This is a genomic window from Wujia chipingensis, assembly GCF_014337155.1.
Lineage (GTDB): Bacteria > Bacillota > Clostridia > Lachnospirales > Lachnospiraceae > Coprococcus_C > Coprococcus_C hominis.
This window is the reverse complement of the sequence record NZ_CP060632.1, coordinates 1215509-1233098: the sequence shown is the minus strand read 5'-3', so window position 1 is coordinate 1233098 and position 17590 is coordinate 1215509. Positions and strand designations below refer to the sequence as shown.

The following is a 17590-nucleotide window of genomic DNA, read 5'->3' as shown; positions in this document are numbered from 1 at the left end:
CTTCATCGCCACCCAATCCAACTTCTTCCTCTTAAGCCAACCGGGCAAAATTTATTGCATATATTTTACCTTATGAAATGCCCGCTTCCTTCCGCATATCCCGCATGTATAATTGCGGTAATACTTCGTGAATTCGCACTGTTTTTTTCTTTTTATAATCTGACCACAATTCTCGCATACAAAACAATATTTATAATCAAGTCTCTTAGAGGCGGTGTAATTCTCCACGCCCTTTTCCTCGCCGGAGGTGGTTCGCTTTATGTTATATCCATATTTCTTATTCATGATATTCGCATATATGAGCCACAATCCGGTATGTCCCTTACAGCCTTTGCAGGTATGTAGGATCTCGTGGATCATAGTTTCCTTGCATGCTTGTTCGGATATACGCTCATCCTCGATCAGTCTGGCAGCAATCTGTATAATGCATGTTCCATCCGGATTTTTCGTGCACATTCCCCATCTTGTTTTTGCGCGGCGGTTTATATCCCATGAGACAATATTTCCCGGCTCGATACCTGCGCCAAGAACTTCATCTATACATACTTTCTGCAGCATCTCAAAATTCTTCATATATACATCCTTTATTTCGTCGTTACACCGTCTTTTACGTTTCCGTTCCTGATATAAGAAATTCCCAGATACTTCCCTTACCAGTCCCCTTCGTCTCCATCCTCGATATCATCATCGATGGCATCATCCACACCGGTTGCATAATCATCATCCCGGTCGTACCGGTCCTGATCATAATCGCCATCCATGTAGACATCATCGTAGCCGCTATCGTAAGAATCATGCGAATAGCTGCTGTTATATTTGCTACTCGAACTGCTTGGCTTGTAACTGCCAGACGATGAACTGGAATTCGAACTGCTGCCCGAACTATTTGATGAGGAACCGCTGCCTGTCGTACTGCTTGTTGTAGAATGACTGTGCGAGCTGCTTGTTCCATATGCAGCCTTTCTGCGCTTTCCGGGTGTGTTGTGCTGATAGCAGTAACCGCCCTCCGTTGATACCGTGTTATCGCATCCTGCAAATGCACACTTCGGATCTTCTTTTTCGGTCAAAGATACGAAGAATCCGATTATTGCGAACACTATGATAACTCCAAGTATTGCATAACCTACTGATTTCTGATTATTATTTCCGCTCATAATGATAACCTCCGTGAATCTTACGACTCCATGCTTCTTATTTCCGTTTCTTTGTATCTCCATCTTACGCAAAGCAACTGTCATAAATAAGTACTTGCATTATGAACATTCAAGTATTATCTTCTCTTTTTGTAACATAAAGTTATATCACAACCCCGTTGCAATGATCCACTTCATGCTGAATAATCTGTGCCACCCAGCCGGAATATTTCCCATGCTGCCTCTTGAAATGCTGGTCGAGGTAATCGACTTCTATCTCCTGATATCTCGTACATGGGCGTGTCCCGTCGAGCGACAGACATCCCTCTTCCACCTGATACGCGCCTGTTTTCTTCGTGATAACCGGATTCACCATCGCGAATTGGAACGGTCCGCTTGCCACGACGATGATATTCTTCTTTACGCCGATCATATTTGCCGCCATGCCGACGCAATGATCCAGATTCGCCCGGAGTGTATCGAGCAAATCTGTTATAACCTGTTTATCTGCTTCCGTTGCATCCACCGATTTCTGTGCCAGGAACAGCGGATCGCGCATAATTTTCTTTACCATAATTGATCCTTTCAACTCTATTACGCATACAAAACATGGATTTATTTTACACCTAATCCGAAAAATGTGGTAGCCCCAATTGATGACGGCATTTTTACAAACCACATGCCTTTTTCCCATTTCCATGTAATTCCTGCTCTACCTTGGCAAATAGCATATCCATCCTTTTTGCTTGTTTTCTGGCGGCTTTTTTCTTAGCTATTTTGTAATATTTTTTCTGTCTTTTTGTTTTTCTTGGAAGATTGTGATAATCGTCAGCGATAATCATTTTGGCTTTATCATGCGCTGCTATATACTCTATGATTTTCTGCAATGACTGCGTTGCTTTTACATCCTTCTGCCTATGATAATTCCCAGATATCGCTACCTCATAAGGAATTGAAGAATCGTATTTATTACGATGAAATAATAAATATTGATTATCGTCGTTTCTTAAATATATTCTCCAAAAACCGATGTCTGTCTTTACATATATCCTATCCGAATTCTTATCATATGTAATTGAAATATCATATTTTGTCTCCCACTTAGCCAATATATCTTTGTAGACTCTCATTATTCCACGCAGTCCGGAACAATATTGGCACGCACAAAGTTTCCTTTTCGATGCCTGTTCTGAACTGATTACAAATCTGTTCTCCGTTTTTATCATCTTTGCATATTTGCATTCCGGCAAATGATATATTATTTTTTTCTCCTTATTTCGATCACTAATTACAACTAACATATTGTATCCCCCCCTCTTTTGATCTGGTATACCATTCTTTATCCCCACAGCCTACCAAAAACAACTGTCATAAATATGGTCTTGCAATATTGAATTCTTCGCGAAACAAATTATGAGTGCAACTTGGAAAGTTAAATCTGAAATCGAAAAGATATTACAGAATGTCGTAGCCGATTATTCTATCCATTTAACTATACGGGCATGTCTGTTTCTTCGTTGTTAACAGGATACCACAGCATTATTTGTCTGTCATTATACTTACAGTTTAATCATTGACTCCCCATCCCTCTCTTACAGATACATTTCCTGCAGCCGCTTAATCTCTGATTTCATCATATCTACCGTGCGCTCGGGAGCCACGATCTTCACTCCCGGGATTGCCATGATCCAGCTAAGGAACAATTTGCTGACGGAGACCCGTACCCGGACTGTGAAATGTTCTGCGTCGGTCTTCATGAGCGGAATATCGGTTCCGAAACGGTCAATAATCACATTTGCAGCATGGTTCTCACACAGAAGCGTTACTGTTTCCAAATTGCCATCGAACATGCCGAAAAGCCTGTTCGTGTACTCCGACATCTGCATTTTCGAGAATTCCTCTTTTCCTTCCCGCTCCTCATAGACCACAGACACGTCTGCCATCTTATCGACGCGGAAATGTTTGATCTTGTATTCTCTATTGTCATATCCTACCAGATAGTATTTCTCGTCATCCCAGCACAGCGCCCACGGGCTGACACTATAGTAAGCCCCGCCATGCTTCAATTCCATCTTCTTATCTGCCGTCCATGTGAAATATTGGAATTTGATCTGGCTCTCCTCATTTAACGCCTCGTGAATCTTATCCACGCTGTAATAGATGCGTTCGTTCATCGTCTTCACGCGTCCATTTACATTGACCTGACGTGCCAGCTTCTTCGCCTCGTATTTGCTTGCGTAGCTCTCAAGCTTCGCGATCAGCTCGTCGGATTTCTTCTCTGTGATGAATCTGGAGGACTGCACCGCATCTACGAGAAGTTTCAGCTCGACAAGCTGGAATTGCCGGCTTGCAACCTTATAATGGTAGGTCTTGCCATATTGCATACCTATGATATCCAGACCAAACGTTCGCAGATTCTCGATATCACTGTACAGGCTCTTCCGCTCTGCTGTGACATTGTATGCTTTCAGTTTCTCAACGATTTCGTTCAGTGTCAGGTCATGATCTTCGTCTGTCTCTTCGAGCAGAATCTTCATCAGATACATGATTTTTAGTTTCTGGTTGAGTCTTGGTCCCCGGACAATCTTCTTTTTTTCCTGATTTTCTGTTTTCTGTTCTGATGTGTTATCCATCGTGTTATCCCCTTCTTATAGTATAATCTATGACTCTTCCAAGCCGTTACCTGCATCAGCTTTGTGTTTATCTTATTTTACACTAAAATAGCAAAAAGTGATAGCTGGAAATTCAGATCAGCATCTATCTCTCCCCACTTGACAAATATCCTCCCACCCGTTAGAATACAGAAAGTGTCCGGAATCATACCGGACACGCAATCACATACCAAAACCCTTTACGGGAGTGGATTTTTTAAGAGAATTCTTTTTTCGCCACACAGTATATTTGCTGTGTGGCTTTTTTATGCAAGACAATTCTTCTTGTCCTGCCCGGCAGACGGGTTTGCCCTGCCCGCAGGCAGGGTGATATACACAACAATTACACAGGAGTGAAAAACATGAACCAGAATTTTATGAAAGAAAAACCGATTTTACCGTTGGTTATCTCGATGTCATTGCCGATGGTTATTTCCATGGCAATCAATTCCCTATACAACATCGTCGACAGCTATTTTGTGGCGAAGATCAGTGAAGATGCCATGACTGCAATCTCGCTTGTATATCCGCTGCAGAATCTGATGACTGCGATTGCGGTTGGATTCGGTATCGCGATGAATGCAAGAATTGCATTTTGTCTTGGTGCGAAGGATCAGGAGAAAGCGGACGAGGCAGCGGTCACAGGCATGTTCTTAAGTGTGATCCACGGAATCATTCTGATGGTTGCCTGTATGGCCGGTATGCCGCATTTTCTGAGACTTTATACGAAGGATGAAGCAATCATCGAGATGGGACTTACCTACGCCAACCACGTATTCGTGTTCTCGGTCATCATCATGCTTGGAATCTCGCTGGAGAAGATCTTCCAGTCGGTCGGCAGAATGAAGGTTTCCATGCTCAGTATGATGTGCGGCTTTATCTCCAACATCGTACTCGATCCGCTGATGATCTTCGGCATCGGACCATTTCCGAAGATGGGGATGGCGGGAGCCGCTTACGCAACCGGAATCGGACAGACGATCACATTACTTGTCTATGTGCTATTCTGCATCTTCCGTCCGTTGCCGCTGTCCTTCAAGCGTAAGAACCTGTCGTTTAACAAGGCATTGCTTGGGAATCTATACGCCGTCGGCATTCCGGCTTCCCTGAACATGGCGCTGCCGTCGCTCATGATCTCCTGTCTGAACGGTATCCTGACAGCATTTTCGGAGAAATACGTCCTCGTGCTTGGGGCTTATTATAAGCTGCAGACATTTATTTACCTGTCTGCAAACGGAATCATCCAGGGTATTCGACCGATCATCAGCTTCAACTACGGTGCCGGCGAGAAGAAACGTGTCCGGCAGATCTTCCGGACTACACTCTGTCTGACCGCCGGTGTGATGGCGGTCGGTGTGCTGCTTTCCCTGCTCATACCGGGACAGATGATCGGACTTTTCACCGACAATGAGACGACGGTTGAGATCGGTGTCAAGGCACTCACGATCATATGCATCGGATTTATCATCTCGGCAGTTTCGGTCACCTGTTGCGGTGCGCTCGAAGCCCTGCAAAAGGGAATGGCGTCCCTGCTGATTTCGTTGTCGCGTTATGCCGTTGTCATGATACCTGCTGCCTTTGTTTTAAGCCGCGTCCTCGGTGCCAATGGAGTCTTCTGGGCATTCCCGGCCACAGAGACCATCTCCGCGGTTGCAGCGTATGTGATTTACCGCCTAATAAAATTGTAACCGGTGTTCCACCAGCGTATCGCCCACATACACAAGCCGCAGTGTGAAAAACCTTGGATCGTCTGACAGGATCTGCTTCAGGAATATGGCGTCTCCGCTCCAGGTCGGAAGCTCCGGCACCTGTGTTTTATCCACCCAGACCAGATCCCCCTCATTGCAGGTGATCAGCTCTCCGGTAAATCCGTCTGCCGTGAACAGGCACATCAGCTCTGGCTCACACTCGTTGCTGATAAATGTAATCAGCCCGCGGAACCGGTACGACGTAAGTGTCAGCCCTGTCTCTTCCTTCACTTCGCGAAGCAGACATTCTTCCGGTCCTTCGCCCTCCTCGGCATGTCCGCCGACACCGATCCATTTATCCTTATTGATATCTTTCTTTTTCTTCGTCCGATGCAGCATGAGGTATTTCCCATCCTGCTCGATATAACATAATGTTGTCATTCTCATAGTGATTCCACCCCACGTTTCAACCGCTCCATACCGTCTTTTAACAACGCTCTTGGACAGGCGATATTCAGTCGCAGGAATCGGTCCCCATCCCCGGAGAATCCGCTTCCGGCGGACAGGAACAATCCCGTCTTCTTGCGGATGCGGTGTGCGATTTCGCGCGAATTTCCCGGAAGATCCTTGCAGTAGATCCATAACAGGTAGGTTGCCTCCGAAGAAAGAATCTCCACCTCCGGTATCTGTTCCTTCACATACTGAACTGCATATTGCTTGTTCTCGTAGATATAGGCACGGAGCGCATCTAGCCAGTCTGCGCCCTTGGTAAATGCCGCGATTGCCGCGTCAACCGCAAATGCATTCGGCTCTGCAACTTCATCAGTGTTGATCCCACGCCATACCTTATGGCGAATCACCGGATTCGGTACAGAGATGGCTGCCGTCTGCAAACCTGCCAGATTGAATGTCTTCGTCGGAGCTATACAGGTAATACTGTTATCCCGGCAGATATCGGACACCGATGCAAACGGAATATATCCACGTCCCGGATCGGTCAGATCACAGTGAATCTCATCTGAAAGCACGATTACATGATGCTTCGCGCACAAAGCACCAATTCGTTCCAGTGTTGCTTTGTCCCAGATCTTTCCAATCGGATTGTGTGGGTTACAGAGAATCATCAACATCGTCTGCGGATCTGCGAGTTTCTTTTCCAAGTCTTCAAAATCAATATGATATGCATTTCCGTCGAATACAAGCGGACTTTCCAATACCTGTCTGCCATTATTCAGAATCGAATTGAAAAATATATTGTACACCGGCGTCTGCACCAGCACTTTCTCGGCAGGTGTTGTCAGCTTCCGCACGATTGACGAAATCGCCGGTACAACACCGGTACAAAACATCAGCCAGTCCTTCTCCATTGTAAAATCATGGCGTATCTTCCACCAGTCGATATACGCCTGATACCATGCATCCGGCACCTCTGTATAGCCGAAACAACCGTGCCTCGCGCGCTTGCTGATTGCTTCCATAATTGCCGGTGCTGTCTCGAAATCCATATCCGCTACCCACATCGGAAGTTCGCCTTCTGCCACGTTCCATTTCATGGAATTCGTATTGGAACGATCTACTATTTTATCAAAATCATATGCCATAACGTCTTCTCCATCTGCAACATTCATATCATTTGTCACCTCGCGATAGCGTGATGACCTACGTACACATCAACCTGCTTCATTATAGCCTTAATCTTACTTCGGAGCATGATCCCTCGTCTCTTTGATCTCTTTACAGATAATCTCTGTATCTGCAGGGTTCACCCGCTCCTTCTCCATGATGAGCGTTCCAATCGAATCTGCCCGTAGCACACCGGACGTCGGATTGATTACGCTGTCGATACCGCCCTGTATCTCCACATCGACCGTCGAATACTCAAACGCAAGCGTTGTGTTGACCAGCTTGCAGTTCTTCATCACAAGATTCTCAATATAACACATGCCCTGCAGGCTCTCGATCGTACAGTTAATCAGTGTCAGATTCTTCGAATTCCAGCCCAGATATTCGCCGGAAATCACCGAATCATAGACAGTCACATTCTCACTGTTCCAGAATGCATCCTTCGAGAGCAGCTTCGCATTGTGGATCTCCACATTTTTTGCTCCATCGAACGAATAATTTCCCGCAAGCTGGAAGTCCTGAATCTTCATGTTCTCGCAGTCCATCGCGAAATAATCGCCCTTTGCCATCACGTGATCGAGTGTCACATCTGTACAGTGCCACAATGTCTCTAAAGCATTTGGAAGGGCAACTTCTTTGAGCGTCAGTCTGCGACAGCGCCGGAAATTCTTCGGTGCCTCGATCAGCGCGCGCTCGACTGTCATATCATCGGTGTACCAGACACCGGCACGCGCCATTTCCGCCCATGTGCCGTCTTTCACCGCAATATTCTTACTGTACCAGAGCGGATATTTCCACTGGAAAATGCTCCCTTCCAACGAAATATCACGGCTCTCCTTAAGCGGGGATTCTCCTTCCCCGAAAATCGTATCTTGAATGGACAGATGCTCCGCACCAAACAATGGGCGTTCGCCCTCGAAATATGTCTGTCTGATCTGCTTTTCCATCTTGTTTCATCTCCTGTATCTATAATTGTTCTCTTACGTTATACCACCTACACCTACCTTTAGGTCAAGAGCAAATTAACAATTCTCATTTCTTTTATTGACAATATAGATTCCCACACAGACAAGTGCAAGCGAAATTATGCTCAGTACACCAAATGCCTGCTCCCGCTCATCCAACAGCCATGCGGATAAGATCACACCGAACACCGGATTCATGAATCCGAACACTGCCACCTTCGATACCGGATTGTATTTTAAGAGCAGTCCCCACAGCGAGTAGGCAACGGCGGACACAAACGCCAGATACACAAGAATTCCGATAGCGGATGCTGATACCGCACCCATCCGTCCGCCAAGCAGCAGGCCACACAGGATCAAAATAATGCCACCCACGATGAACTGATAGCCGGAAAGCATCACCGGATTATGCTTTGCAGAATATCGCTTCAGGAACACGGATGAAAATGCGTAGGCAATCGTCGATAACAGGATAAAGCCCTCTCCATTTGCCTGCATATGGAAGTCTACGCCATTTAAGTTAATCAGCACTACACCCGCAAATCCGATCAGACAGCCGATCATCTGTCTGGCATGGATCGTCTCCTGCCGGAACAGACACCCCGATACAAGGATTGCGACAAACACATTGACTGCCTCTATAATCGACGCCTTCACGCCGCTTGTATGTGCCAGTCCGATATAGAAGAACATATACTGTGCGACTGTCTGCAGAAGCGACAACCACAGAATCTTCCCTGCTGCGCCCTGCTCCGGTTTCAAAAACCGCCGCTCAAGCATACTTCCGAGCACGATTGCCAGTATGCCCGCAAGCAAAAAACGCATACCCGCAAATAAAATTTGCGATGCCGTATCCAGAGAATTGATCTCCCACAGCTTATAACCGATCTTGATACACGGAAATGCGCTTCCCCACAGGAAGCAGCAAAGCATCGCACCAAGCCATACTACAACCGGTTTCTGCATCCATTCTGTTTTTTCTTGTTCGTTCTTCATCGTCTATTCTCCATTTTATCCCTGAATGTCAATGTCCTATATCATCAACGATTCCATATTATATATCATAGTTAAAAAAATGCCAACCAAAATAAGTTTCCACCAAATCCCAGCCGGCAAGCCTTGATGAATCCTAACCGGATTGGTATAATAACGATATGAGTAACGTAGCAGTCATAGCAGAATTTCATCCATATCACAACGGACATCACTATCTCTTCGAGGAAGCGATGTCTCTTTCGCATGCCGACCACGCAATTGCGCTGATGAGCGGAAATTTCTTGCAGCGTGGCAGTATCGCCCTGTGGGACAAATACACACGCGCGGAAATGGCGGTTGCGGATGGATTTGACCTGTGCTTAGAGCTTCCGTTTGTGTATGCGACCGGAAGTGCCGGAGATTTTGCGGATGGTGCTGTCGCAATCTTAAAGAACCTTCATGCGATTGACTATCTGGCGTTTGGCGTTGAAGAGGCAGAACCGGACGTATTTGAACAGGTGGCAGAGTTTCTGACCGAGGAACCGGAGAACTATCAGCTTGCCTTAAAGCAGGCATTAAAAGTCGGAGTTTCCTACCCGAGAGCGAGACAGACTGCAATCGCCGCAATCTGCGGAGATTCGGCAGCCGCGCTTCTTAAGGCACCAAACAATACGCTCGCGCTCTCCTATCTGTGCGCGATTAAGAAGCTACATGCCAATATCAGACCAATCTTTATCAAACGGATTTCAAATGACTATCACGATACCGATCTACAGGCACAGATCAGCTCGGCAACTGCCATCCGGACAGCCCTTGCGAAAGGAACGGACTTTTCAGCACTTGCCGCACAGGTTCCACCGGCAACCTATTTGCGCATGGAGACACCCGACCACACCTATCTGTCGGATGCAATGCTGACACCTTTCGTACAGGCTTGCAGACTTCGGGAACCGGAGCTTTCGGATATCTGTGATATCTCCCCGGCACTTGCGGATAAACTGCAGCATGCCCCATATCCAATCGACTATGAAGTGCTTGTCGAGCAGTTAAAGACGAAGGACATCACAAGAAGCCGCATCGCCCGGGCGCTCCTGCATCTGCTGCTTGGCTATACCGAGTCCGACCGGCAGAAGTTTATCGGATCCGGCTATGCATGTTATGCAAATATACTGGCGCTGAAAAAGGAATCCAGCAGCTTGATCCGGCAGCTACATGAATCATCTATGATTCCAGTCATCACGAAGAAAGCTGATTTTGACACTATACTTTCCGCCTATCCTGCCATTGACACAGAACTCGCACGCACCATGTGGCAATACGATCTGCGTGCAACTGAACTTTACAACTGCATCTACTATAATCATTACGGCATCACACTTCCGAACGATTATACAAGAAAACTCCCGGTTCTATAACACCTTCCACGTTCATACATTTTATTATGGAAGATATGGGAGTTTTTCTATGCTATTTTGTCTGATTATTTTTCTTCTGACACTCATCGGGGAAAATCAGGTCGTAGTCACCGGGGCACGTGCCGGACTTATGCTCTGGTTTCACGATGTCCTGCCCCTGCTTCTTCCCTTTATGCTCTTATCAAACCTCTTCGTCCTGAAAATCCGCACGAAAAAAACAGGCGCCGCCTATGCGATTCCTGTCTTATTCCTGCTCGGACTTCTATGTGGCTATCCGCTCGGTGCAAAGATGGCTTCCGACTTCACGAAGGAAGGCTATATCAAGCCATCCACCGCCACGATACTGCTCCCTCTGTGTAATAACATCAGTCCAATGTTTCTGTCCGGCTATATCGGTCACACTGTGCTGCAGGATCGGTTTCCGTTCTGGTTTCTGCTTGTAATTCTCTATGTGCCGTATGTGCTTGTCACATCCATCGTATTTCTTGTTTTTCATGTGATCAAGAAACATAAATATGCATCCGCATTCTCCAAACTGCATCCTGCATCCAAAGAAGCTGCCATTACCAGTCATTTATCACCCCCATCTGTACATACCTATAAATATCCCCAGAAAGGTGTATCTCAGCAAGCCATATCCATGCAGACAAACGATCTGCTGTTACAATCCGTCATTCAGATCACCTATGTCGGTCTGTACATCATGATCTGTTCCATCCTGTTTGCACTTGTCTGCGCCATCCCGGGCCTGCCACAGGATGTATCGACCGTCCTGTGCGGCATACTCGAGATCACTCAGGGAAGCACCGTGCTTGCCGCAAGTGCATTTCCCCTTGCAAGCAAAACAGCCCTGATTCTTGCGTGTACCTCGTTTGGCGGCATCTCTGCCTTTCTCCAAACCTTACAGGTCACGAAAAAATCCGGGCTGTCCATGATTTATTATTTCGTTGTCAAATGTATCTGTGGATGTATGACTGGTTTTGCAATGTATCTCTTACTCGTCTAAGAAATCATCAAAATCATCGTCGTCATCCTCTTCCTCGTCACGCTCGCCGTATACGTCGACATCGTCATCGTCCTCTTCTGGCTCTTCCTCATCCTCAGCGGCTTCCTCCTGATAGCTTGGAGCTGGCTGTGGTGCCGGAGCTGGAGCTGGCTCATTTGAGAATGCGCTGTCAAGATCATCCGTCTCCTCATAAGACATGTTAGAAGAAGCAGTGAACATATTGATGTTCGTATCCATCTCTGTCATATTTGTCTCGATCACATACGTATCGTTCTCCAGAGACTCGATCAGAACACGGTAATTTTCCTTCTCCATGTCATGAATCTTCTGGAAGATATCACGCATTTCTGTAAGCTTGTCCTTTGTATAATACATTGCACCCAGACGGATCTCATTTGCTTCCTCAGAAGCTTGATCTACGATCTGCTGTGCCTGATTTCTGGCATTCTCCAGAATCTCGTCTGCACGAATGTTGGCAAGACGTGTGATCTCGTTCTGTTCAATCATACGATTTGCTTCATTGACTGACTCTGTGATAATCGCATCGGAACGGGTTCTTGCATCGGCAAGAATCATTTCCTTGTTACGCATAATCTTCTTACAACGTTCAATCTCGCCTGGAAGCTTTAACTCTAATTCATCCAACATAGAGAGAAGCTCTGGCTTCTGTACTGAAATCTTTGTCTGTGACAATGGCATTGGCTTACAATTTTCAATGTATACCTTGATCTCCTCGATCATACTTTCAACGCCTTTTTTACCCATCTTAAGAATCCTCCTATGACCTCTTTATATCCAACTCATTCATTCGCTCGATTAATTTGGGAATAATGCACGCGGGAACAAATTCAGTCAGGTCAACACCATACCTTGCATATTCCTTTACCACGCTGGAACTCAGATACGAGTACTGCGTGCTTGTCGACAAAAACACAGTGTCGACATCCTTGGCAACCATGCGGTTGCTCTGTGCCATCTGCATCTCTAAATCAAAATCTGTTAAGGCACGAAGTCCCCGGATGATCACGTTCGTATTCTTCTGACGGACGAAGTCCACCAGCAAACCGTCAAACGATTCTACCGATACATTTTCAATCTCGGAAACTACATCTTTCAACATATTAACACGTTCTTCCAAAGAAAACAATGGTTTTTTCGATGTATTATTCAAAACTCCGACAATTACATGGTCGAATATCGCCGCTGATCTGCGAATGATATCCAGATGTCCAAGCGTAACCGGATCAAAGCTGCCCGGGTAAACTGCTATGCTCATACGTTCTCCTTCTGCATCAAAAAGATATGCTTGTTCGTCTTATAATGCTTATCTTTTGTTATTTCAAATCCAAGTGCATCCACATACGAGAAATCCTCGTCCAATGCGGCTTCCACTACAATCAGGGTATCTGTCGTAAATTTCTTTGTGGAAAGCACCTCTAATACTCTGCGCTCCAGTCCCTTGCTATATGGAGGATCCATAAAGATCACATCATAATCAATTTCCGGCAGGGATGAGACAAAACTTACCGCATCAAACTTCCGCACCTGTGCCTTATCTGCAAGCTTCGTGAATTTCAGGTTATCCTCGATACATGCGGCTGCATTTTTTGCCTGCTCGACAAAGGTACAGCTCTCTGCCCCACGGGACAGCGCTTCAATTCCGATGCCGCCGCTTCCTGCAAATAAATCCAAGAATTTTGCCTGCGGCACATACCCGGTCAGCATATTAAATAATGTCTCTTTGATCCGGTCTGTCGTCGGTCGCGTCTCCAGACCTTCTATCGTTTTTAACGGCAGACTACGTGCCGTTCCAGCTATTACACGCATATTCTTCTTCCTTTTACTATTTATTTTAGAATGCCTGGACTATATGCCATGTTCATCCTGATCAGTTTTCTCCATGCATCTGCTTTTTGAGCCATTTTCCTGTCTCAGAATAATCCTCGTCTGTCCAGCCAGATGTCTTTGTACAGGACGAATCAATCAAGGATGACGTCTCTGCCTTGTTCGATAAGTTCCATGCGGCATAAGACAGATTGTTGGAATCAATCAGATCAAACCATTTTGCTGCCTGATCGTAATCAATCGCACCATTTCCAGATGCATCGCAGATGGAAAATTCACTGACAAAGATCGGCAGTCCTTTGGAAAGCGCCGTTGTCACTTTGTTCCGGATGTTATCCGTATGTGTTGCCGCATAGAAATGAACGGCATACATGATATTGTCATATCCGGTAACAGGATCTTCTGCCGCAATATCTACATCCTGTGACCATGTTGGTGTTCCTACGATGATCAGGGCATCCTTCGTATTCTTGCGGATAATCGGAATCACCTCTTCCGCATAGGATTTTACGTCTGCCCATGTCGTTCCACCATTTGGCTCATTACAGATTTCATAAATCACATTATCATAATCTTTATACAGAGAAGACATTTCTTCAAAAAATGCCTTTGCCTCTTCTTTATAGGTCTGTGGATTCTGGTCACCTAATACATGCCAGTCGATAATAACATACATACCAAGGTTCGTTGCTGCATCCACACCCGTTTTCACCAATTCCTTTAACTGCTTCTGGTCACCACCGGTGCAATATCCGTTATTTTCACCGGAATACATCGCGATACGAATCAGATTTGCACCCATATCATCACGCAGACTCTGGAACGCATCCTGATTCACATATTCCGGGAACCACGCGATACCATGTGTACTGACACCCTTTAACTGATATTTGTCTCCATTTTTATCAACAATATCCGTTCCCTTCAATGTAAGCTTGCCATGATTGTCAACTGGGGTACCGCTCTCCGGCTCTGTCTTTTCCTTCGGCTTCGTCTCTTCCTTTGCCTCCGTTGCCTCTGTTGTTGAAGACGCACTGCTTCCTTTGTATTCTTTTCCATCTACATACAGCACGGCGCTGTCACAGATGGCCTTCAGATCTGCCTGTGAAGGCACAGTTACGATGACGCCGATATCCTTCAGATTGCCGTTTGCTGGAACCTCTGCATTGTAATCCACACACTTTACCGATAATGTCGTTCCATCCAGCTTGAATGTTCCATTCCATGAGCTATCTAATGTCGTCTTATCTGGCACCGTCATCCGAATCTCCCAGTTTTTCAGTGCACCGCTTGTCTTGTTCGTGATCGTTGAATCGAGCTGTCCGCTGTATCCGTTTGCACTCTCCCACGAATTGCTGTTGGTCACTTTGACAAAACAATCCTGTGTCGCCTGCGCCTCTGTTGTTGCCGCTTCTGTCGCATCCGAGGCTGTCTCCGGCGTTGCCTCTGTCTCCGTCTGGATTGCCTCCTCGGAGGTTACCTTCTCGACGTCATCCTTCGGTTTTCTGCGCACCAGCACTACGATCAATGCCGCGATCACGACAACCAGCACTGCGATCACCGCAATCCATACCTTATTATTATTTTTCTTCATTGCTTCACCTGATTCCTTCCCCTGTAACCCTCTTACTTTGTACGTTTTTCCTGTATCCAGATATATAATCGGTGCAGGTCAACCTCATCGTATGCCTGTCCTCTGGCGCGCTCCGACTCAATCTGATATTTCTTCTTATTCGTCTTGATCACGAGCAGATACGCAAGATTCGTCTTGCTTGTCTGTCCAAGTGTAATCGGTTTGATATCTACACTTTTTATATCATCCATCGCAATCTCGATATGGCGCTTCTTATCATGATATGTAAATTCCCCGTTCTCAATCGCGGCGATTCCTTCGCCCTCAAAGCGTTCCCATTTGTCACTCAATACAAGCACAAATACAACGATGCACAGAAGCAGTGCCGCAACACTTACCATATTCGAAACAAGTGCCGCTTCGATCAGCTTCGCACATACGGTAGATACCAGTCCAAATACAACAATACATGCCACCAGAGTAAAGAAAATGGCTCTTCTCCAGCGTGTAATATACCCTACTTTTACTTTCATGTCATTCCTCTTATCTTATTTAATTAAACACGTGCCTATTATATGCTTTTTTGCCCTTTTCGGCAACCGTTTTCATAGGAAATCTGGCGTTTTTTCTATAACACGGTCTCAGAGATTCCTCCCCGGTTTCTGCGGACCGGCTGTATCGTCTTTCCGTATTTTTTGAGCATGTCCTGTGCAAGCTGCAGCATATCCGCATGATTGTAGATATCCGCAAGCTCAAACAATGCATCGCCGCTCTGTCGGATTCCAAAGAAATCTCCCGGTCCTCGGAGTTTCAGGTCTTCACTTGCGATAAAGAATCCATCGTTGGAATTTTCCAGCACGCGCAGACGTTCCATTGATTCTTCGGATTCTTTCCCATTGATGAAGATACAATACGACTGCTTCTTTCCACGTCCGACTCTGCCCCTCAGCTGATGCAGCTGTGCCAGTCCAAACCGCTCTGCATTTTCCACCATCATCACGGTTGCATTCGGATTGTTGACGCCCACCTCGATAACCGTTGTCGATACAAGCACGTCAATCTCACCTTCCGAAAACCGTTTCATGATCTCATTTTTCTCATCTGCCCGCATCTGTCCGTGCAGCATCTCAATCCGTGTGCCTGCAGGTAAATTTGCCCGCATCGTATCCACATATTCTGTGACATTCGTCACGTCGAGCGTCTCGCTTTCTTCCACCATCGGACAGACCACATAGATCTGACTGTGCTCGGCGATCTGTCCGGCGATAAACTGATATGCCGTCTGGCGGTAATTCGTGCCAACCACACAGTTTTTGATCGGTTTTCTGCCCTTTGGTAACTCTTTGATGATCGAGATATCCATATCTGCATATAAGATAATGGCAAGCGTCCGCGGAATCGGTGTCGCAGACATGACAAGCGTATGAACACCATACCCTTTGTCTGATAATTTCTTTCGCTGGTTGACGCCGAACCGGTGCTGTTCATCGGTTACAACCAGTGCCAGATCTTTGAATTCCACCTTATCTTCCAGCAGCGCATGCGTACCGATCACAATATCGACTTCCCCCTGCTGGATTGCTTCGTAAATTCTCCGCTTCTCTTTCAGTGGAGTCGAGCCAACGAGACATGCCGTGCGGATATCATACTGTGCAAACTGCTCCGCCAACTCCTCGTAATGCTGTCGCGCAAGCACCTCCGTCGGTGCCATGAGCGCACCCTGATACCCAGCCTTCGCACAGGCAAGCAGAGCTGCAGCCGCAACGACCGTCTTTCCCGATCCAACATCTCCCTGGATCAGGCGGTTCATCACACCATCGCCACCCATATCTGCTAAGATATCCTCGATTGCCTGCTGTTGCCCCTTTGTAAGGGAAAACGGAAGATTCGATATGTAATCCGCAACTGCCTTGCCCTGTACGATCTTATGCAGATTCTCCTGTAACTGCGTTGTCTTCTTCATGGATGCCATATCATAGAGGAACTGATAAAACTCGTCAAAAGCAAGTCTGCGGATCGCATTTTTTAAGACAGCCTGATTCATCGGAAAATGAATGTTCTCATACGCCTCCGATAATTCCATCAGACTGTGCTCTGCCCGTACCTCCTCCGGTACATAATCGTCCATCTGACAAATCAGCTCCCGTGTTGCCATGATGGCTTTCTGGAATGTCTTGTTCGAAAGTCCGCTCGTAAGCGGATAAACCGGCTGCATTTCCTGCTGCATCCCGGCATACACCGGAAGTTTATAATACTCTGCCTGCTCCATGACACGCATGCCATTTTTTACTTTGACCGTTCCAACGAAGATATACGAATCCCCCTTGTGGAACACATTTCTTAAAAATGGCTGATTAAACCATGTCATATGCATCGTCATATCACCGTCACTGACCGTCAGGATTGTAAGCTTCAGACTCCGCACCTGCTTGACAGTCACATAAGAGGTGATCATCGCCCGGATCGCATGCCGCTCGCCAACTGCTGCATCCCGGATACACACCGGTTCCTCGTAGCTTAGATAGTTACGAGGATATGTATGCAGCAGATCATCGATCGTAAAAATACCAAGCCGCGCAAAGCTTTCTGCCGTTTTCTCTCCAATGCCTTTAATTGTCTGGATACTGTCTTCTTTTCTCATATTTTTCTTTCCATCTTCTACAACAAAATCCTGACAAAACACACGTTCTGTCAGGATTTATACATGAAATTGTTT

General features: G+C 46.2%; 18 protein-coding genes. 3 read left to right on the top strand and 15 right to left on the bottom strand.

Features of this window, described 5'->3' with window-relative positions; all coding sequences use genetic code 11:
* Nucleotides 1–51: 51 nt before the first annotated feature.
* From H9Q76_RS05840 to H9Q76_RS05820, 5 genes are all read right to left on the bottom strand, one after another.
* The gene (locus tag H9Q76_RS05840) at nucleotides 52–573 is read right to left on the bottom strand and encodes a SprT-like domain-containing protein (protein WP_118373621.1); all 522 of its coding nucleotides are present in this window, start codon (nucleotides 571–573) and stop codon (nucleotides 52–54) included.
* Between the two features lie 77 nt (nucleotides 574–650).
* Nucleotides 651–1154, bottom strand: coding sequence for a hypothetical protein (locus H9Q76_RS05835; RefSeq protein ID WP_249321821.1), 504 nt, complete (start codon nucleotides 1152–1154; stop codon nucleotides 651–653).
* 142 nt (nucleotides 1155–1296) lie between these two features.
* A complete protein-coding gene (locus H9Q76_RS05830; RefSeq protein WP_118373622.1) occupies nucleotides 1297–1707 on the bottom strand; it encodes a peptide deformylase in 411 nt (136 codons plus the stop codon).
* 94 nt (nucleotides 1708–1801) lie between these two features.
* Nucleotides 1802–2434: a hypothetical protein gene (locus H9Q76_RS05825; protein ID WP_249321820.1), complete on the bottom strand. Its 633-nt coding sequence runs from the start codon at nucleotides 2432–2434 to the stop codon at nucleotides 1802–1804.
* 291 nt (nucleotides 2435–2725) lie between these two features.
* On the bottom strand, nucleotides 2726–3766 hold the full coding sequence (locus H9Q76_RS05820) for a helix-turn-helix transcriptional regulator (RefSeq protein ID WP_117780680.1): 1041 nt from the start codon (nucleotides 3764–3766) through the stop codon (nucleotides 2726–2728).
* Between the two features lie 380 nt (nucleotides 3767–4146).
* On the opposite strand from H9Q76_RS05820, the gene H9Q76_RS05815 reads away from it, so the two are divergent.
* Nucleotides 4147–5472: an MATE family efflux transporter gene (locus H9Q76_RS05815; protein WP_249321819.1), complete on the top strand. Its 1326-nt coding sequence runs from the start codon at nucleotides 4147–4149 to the stop codon at nucleotides 5470–5472.
* On the opposite strand, the gene H9Q76_RS05810 is transcribed toward H9Q76_RS05815, so the two are convergent.
* The 4 genes from H9Q76_RS05810 to H9Q76_RS05795 form a co-directional block, all read right to left on the bottom strand.
* Nucleotides 5458–5919 (bottom strand): NUDIX hydrolase, encoded by a 462-nt coding sequence (locus H9Q76_RS05810; RefSeq protein WP_117780682.1) that lies wholly within the window; start codon nucleotides 5917–5919, stop codon nucleotides 5458–5460. The genes H9Q76_RS05815 and H9Q76_RS05810 overlap by 15 nt on opposite strands.
* Nucleotides 5916–7073, bottom strand: a complete 1158-nt coding sequence (locus tag H9Q76_RS05805) for a MalY/PatB family protein (protein ID WP_249321886.1) — start codon at nucleotides 7071–7073, stop codon at nucleotides 5916–5918. The genes H9Q76_RS05810 and H9Q76_RS05805 overlap by 4 nt, the downstream gene beginning before the upstream one ends.
* Nucleotides 7074–7169: 96 nt before the next feature.
* Nucleotides 7170–8042, bottom strand: a complete 873-nt coding sequence (locus tag H9Q76_RS05800) for a DUF3737 family protein (protein ID WP_195540773.1) — start codon at nucleotides 8040–8042, stop codon at nucleotides 7170–7172.
* Nucleotides 8043–8117: 75 nt separating this feature from the next.
* Nucleotides 8118–9056 carry a DMT family transporter gene (locus H9Q76_RS05795; protein ID WP_118670878.1) on the bottom strand — a complete coding sequence of 313 codons (939 nt, stop codon included), beginning with the start codon at nucleotides 9054–9056 and terminating at the stop codon, nucleotides 8118–8120.
* A gap of 158 nt (nucleotides 9057–9214) precedes the next feature.
* Between H9Q76_RS05795 and H9Q76_RS05790 the strand changes: the two genes are divergently transcribed.
* Nucleotides 9215–10450: a tRNA(Met) cytidine acetate ligase gene (locus H9Q76_RS05790; protein ID WP_249321818.1), complete on the top strand. Its 1236-nt coding sequence runs from the start codon at nucleotides 9215–9217 to the stop codon at nucleotides 10448–10450.
* 49 nt (nucleotides 10451–10499) lie between these two features.
* The gene (locus H9Q76_RS05785; protein ID WP_249321817.1) at nucleotides 10500–11456 is read left to right on the top strand and encodes a hypothetical protein; all 957 of its coding nucleotides are present in this window, start codon (nucleotides 10500–10502) and stop codon (nucleotides 11454–11456) included.
* On the opposite strand, the gene H9Q76_RS05780 is transcribed toward H9Q76_RS05785, so the two are convergent.
* The 6 genes from H9Q76_RS05780 to recG all read right to left on the bottom strand — a co-directional run bounded on the left by H9Q76_RS05780 (nucleotide 11445) and on the right by recG (nucleotide 17515).
* A complete protein-coding gene (locus H9Q76_RS05780) occupies nucleotides 11445–12221 on the bottom strand; it encodes a hypothetical protein (RefSeq protein WP_021984351.1) in 777 nt (258 codons plus the stop codon). The genes H9Q76_RS05785 and H9Q76_RS05780 overlap by 12 nt on opposite strands.
* A 13-nt stretch (nucleotides 12222–12234) precedes the next feature.
* Entirely contained in the window at nucleotides 12235–12732 is a 498-nt protein-coding gene (gene coaD, locus H9Q76_RS05775) for a pantetheine-phosphate adenylyltransferase (RefSeq protein ID WP_021984350.1), read from the bottom strand.
* The gene (gene rsmD / locus H9Q76_RS05770) at nucleotides 12729–13283 is read right to left on the bottom strand and encodes a 16S rRNA (guanine(966)-N(2))-methyltransferase RsmD (protein WP_249321816.1); all 555 of its coding nucleotides are present in this window, start codon (nucleotides 13281–13283) and stop codon (nucleotides 12729–12731) included. Before rsmD ends, coaD begins: the two co-directional genes overlap by 4 nt.
* Before the next feature lie 61 nt (nucleotides 13284–13344).
* Complete coding sequence (locus tag H9Q76_RS05765; protein WP_021984348.1) at nucleotides 13345–14895, bottom strand: cellulase family glycosylhydrolase; 1551 nt, start codon at nucleotides 14893–14895, stop codon at nucleotides 13345–13347.
* Between the two features lie 32 nt (nucleotides 14896–14927).
* Complete coding sequence (locus H9Q76_RS05760) at nucleotides 14928–15407, bottom strand: hypothetical protein (protein ID WP_021984347.1); 480 nt, start codon at nucleotides 15405–15407, stop codon at nucleotides 14928–14930.
* Between the two features lie 95 nt (nucleotides 15408–15502).
* Nucleotides 15503–17515 carry an ATP-dependent DNA helicase RecG gene (gene recG, locus H9Q76_RS05755; protein ID WP_147352529.1) on the bottom strand — a complete coding sequence of 671 codons (2013 nt, stop codon included), beginning with the start codon at nucleotides 17513–17515 and terminating at the stop codon, nucleotides 15503–15505.
* Nucleotides 17516–17590 lie beyond the last annotated feature (75 nt).

What these genes read in the sequence shown, in the direction of transcription:
- H9Q76_RS05840 (WP_118373621.1), bottom strand. Translation starts at nt 573, where the DNA reads ATGAAGAATTTTGAGATGCTGCAGAAAGTATGTATAGATGAAGTTCTT.
- H9Q76_RS05835 (WP_249321821.1), bottom strand. Translation starts at nt 1,154, where the DNA reads ATGAGCGGAAATAATAATCAGAAATCAGTAGGTTATGCAATACTTGGA.
- H9Q76_RS05830 (WP_118373622.1), bottom strand. Translation starts at nt 1,707, where the DNA reads ATGGTAAAGAAAATTATGCGCGATCCGCTGTTCCTGGCACAGAAATCG.
- H9Q76_RS05825 (WP_249321820.1), bottom strand. Translation starts at nt 2,434, where the DNA reads ATGTTAGTTGTAATTAGTGATCGAAATAAGGAGAAAAAAATAATATAT.
- H9Q76_RS05820 (WP_117780680.1), bottom strand. Translation starts at nt 3,766, where the DNA reads ATGGATAACACATCAGAACAGAAAACAGAAAATCAGGAAAAAAAGAAG.
- H9Q76_RS05815 (WP_249321819.1), top strand. Translation starts at nt 4,147, where the DNA reads ATGAACCAGAATTTTATGAAAGAAAAACCGATTTTACCGTTGGTTATC.
- H9Q76_RS05810 (WP_117780682.1), bottom strand. Translation starts at nt 5,919, where the DNA reads ATGAGAATGACAACATTATGTTATATCGAGCAGGATGGGAAATACCTC.
- H9Q76_RS05805 (WP_249321886.1), bottom strand. Translation starts at nt 7,073, where the DNA reads ATGGCATATGATTTTGATAAAATAGTAGATCGTTCCAATACGAATTCC.
- H9Q76_RS05800 (WP_195540773.1), bottom strand. Translation starts at nt 8,042, where the DNA reads ATGGAAAAGCAGATCAGACAGACATATTTCGAGGGCGAACGCCCATTG.
- H9Q76_RS05795 (WP_118670878.1), bottom strand. Translation starts at nt 9,056, where the DNA reads ATGAAGAACGAACAAGAAAAAACAGAATGGATGCAGAAACCGGTTGTA.
- H9Q76_RS05790 (WP_249321818.1), top strand. Translation starts at nt 9,215, where the DNA reads ATGAGTAACGTAGCAGTCATAGCAGAATTTCATCCATATCACAACGGA.
- H9Q76_RS05785 (WP_249321817.1), top strand. Translation starts at nt 10,500, where the DNA reads ATGCTATTTTGTCTGATTATTTTTCTTCTGACACTCATCGGGGAAAAT.
- H9Q76_RS05780 (WP_021984351.1), bottom strand. Translation starts at nt 12,221, where the DNA reads ATGGGTAAAAAAGGCGTTGAAAGTATGATCGAGGAGATCAAGGTATAC.
- coaD (WP_021984350.1), bottom strand. Translation starts at nt 12,732, where the DNA reads ATGAGCATAGCAGTTTACCCGGGCAGCTTTGATCCGGTTACGCTTGGA.
- rsmD (WP_249321816.1), bottom strand. Translation starts at nt 13,283, where the DNA reads ATGCGTGTAATAGCTGGAACGGCACGTAGTCTGCCGTTAAAAACGATA.
- H9Q76_RS05765 (WP_021984348.1), bottom strand. Translation starts at nt 14,895, where the DNA reads ATGAAGAAAAATAATAATAAGGTATGGATTGCGGTGATCGCAGTGCTG.
- H9Q76_RS05760 (WP_021984347.1), bottom strand. Translation starts at nt 15,407, where the DNA reads ATGAAAGTAAAAGTAGGGTATATTACACGCTGGAGAAGAGCCATTTTC.
- recG (WP_147352529.1), bottom strand. Translation starts at nt 17,515, where the DNA reads ATGAGAAAAGAAGACAGTATCCAGACAATTAAAGGCATTGGAGAGAAA.